The sequence below is a fragment of the Streptomyces sp. NPDC031670 genome (assembly GCF_055580545.1).
In genome coordinates this window covers 1-2,092 of sequence record NZ_JBVILC010000058.1, presented here as the reverse complement: position 1 = coordinate 2,092, position 2,092 = coordinate 1, and the positions used below count along the sequence as shown (strand labels likewise).

Below are 2,092 nucleotides of genomic sequence, written 5' to 3'. Positions count from 1 at the left end.
TGGTTGTCCAAGTTTAAGGTGGTAGGCTGGAATCTTAGGTAAATCCGGGATTCTAAGGCCGAGAGCTGATGACGAGTTATCTTTTAGATGACGAAGTGGTTGATGCCATGCTTCCAAGAAAAGCTTCTAAGCTTCAGGTAACCAGGAACCGTACCCCAAACCGACACAGGTGGTTGGGTAGAGAATACCAAGGCGCTTGAGAGAACTCGGGTGAAGGAACTAGGCAAAATGGCACCGTAACTTCGGGAGAAGGTGCGCCGGTGAGGGTGAAGGACTTGCTCCGTAAGCTCATGCCGGTCGAAGATACCAGGCCGCTGCGACTGTTTATTAAAAACACAGCACTCTGCAAACACGAAAGTGGACGTATAGGGTGTGACGCCTGCCCGGTGCCGGAAGGTTAATTGATGGGGTTAGCTAACGCGAAGCTCTTGATCGAAGCCCCGGTAAACGGCGGCCGTAACTATAACGGTCCTAAGGTAGCGAAATTCCTTGTCGGGTAAGTTCCGACCTGCACGAATGGCGTAACGATGGCGGCGCTGTCTCCACCCGAGACTCAGTGAAATTGAAATCGCTGTGAAGATGCAGTGTATCCGCGGCTAGACGGAAAGACCCCGTGAACCTTTACTATAGCTTTGCACTGGACTTTGAATTTGCTTGTGTAGGATAGGTGGGAGGCTTTGAAGCGTGGACGCCAGTTCGCGTGGAGCCAACCTTGAAATACCACCCTGGCAACTTTGAGGTTCTAACTCAGGTCCGTTATCCGGATCGAGGACAGTGTATGGTGGGTAGTTTGACTGGGGCGGTCTCCTCCTAAAGAGTAACGGAGGAGTACGAAGGTGCGCTCAGACCGGTCGGAAATCGGTCGTAGAGTATAAAGGCAAAAGCGCGCTTGACTGCGAGACAGACACGTCGAGCAGGTACGAAAGTAGGTCTTAGTGATCCGGTGGTTCTGTATGGAAGGGCCATCGCTCAACGGATAAAAGGTACTCCGGGGATAACAGGCTGATACCGCCCAAGAGTTCATATCGACGGCGGTGTTTGGCACCTCGATGTCGGCTCATCACATCCTGGGGCTGAAGCCGGTCCCAAGGGTATGGCTGTTCGCCATTTAAAGTGGTACGCGAGCTGGGTTTAGAACGTCGTGAGACAGTTCGGTCCCTATCTGCCGTGGACGTTTGAGATTTGAGAGGGGCTGCTCCTAGTACGAGAGGACCGGAGTGGACGAACCTCTGGTGTTCCGGTTGTCACGCCAGTGGCATTGCCGGGTAGCTATGTTCGGAATAGATAACCGCTGAAAGCATCTAAGCGGGAAACTAGCCTCAAGATGAGATCTCACTGGAACCTTGAGTTCCCTGAAGGGCCGTCGAAGACTACGACGTTGATAGGTTGGGTGTGTAAGCGCTGTGAGGCGTTGAGCTAACCAATACTAATTGCCCGTGAGGCTTGACCATATAACACCCAAGCAATTTGTATGCTCCAAGCTGAAAGGCGAAAGAGACCAGATTGCGGTGTGTGAAGACGAAACGAACCGAAAGTTCGAAAGACTCACAAAACACCGAAAGCTATCACATACCCAATTTGCTGAAGCGAGGCCAACTGGTCACGACTCAGTACCCGAATTTCTTGACGACCATAGAGCATTGGAACCACCTGATCCCATCCCGAACTCAGCAGTGAAACGATGCATCGCCGATGGTAGTGTGGGGTTTCCCCATGTGAGAGTAGGTCATCGTCAAGATTAAATTCCGAAACCCCTGATTGCTAACGCAATCAGGGGTTTTGTTTTGGGCGGTCAGAAACTTACCGACATGCTCGATATACAGCGGCCCCCCGACAAATTTGCACAGTTATTTCTGAACCAGAACACTAGAATAGGCACCTAACCTTTTTTAGAGTCCGAGCCCTATATGCCCGACCCGGTTGATACCCTCGAGGTGTCAGACTTACCGCTGGACGAACTCGTGGCATGCCATGAGTGCGACTTGCTGATGCGCAAGCCGGAGCTTGCCCGCGGTGAAAAGGCCCAATGCCCACGCTGCGGCTACGAGCTGTATGCTCACCGCCACAACGTCGTTGAACGAAGCCTGGCGTT

At 52.3% G+C, this 2,092-nt stretch carries 2 rRNA genes; both read left to right on the top strand.

From position 1 onward, the window contains the following. Positions 1–1,451: ribosomal RNA gene (locus tag ACZ5ID_RS36985) — 23S ribosomal RNA — on the top strand; the annotation flags it as partial. A gap of 171 nt (positions 1,452–1,622) precedes the next feature. Further along, positions 1,623–1,738: ribosomal RNA gene (gene rrf, locus ACZ5ID_RS36980) — 5S ribosomal RNA — on the top strand. Positions 1,739–2,092: the final 354 nt, after the last annotated feature.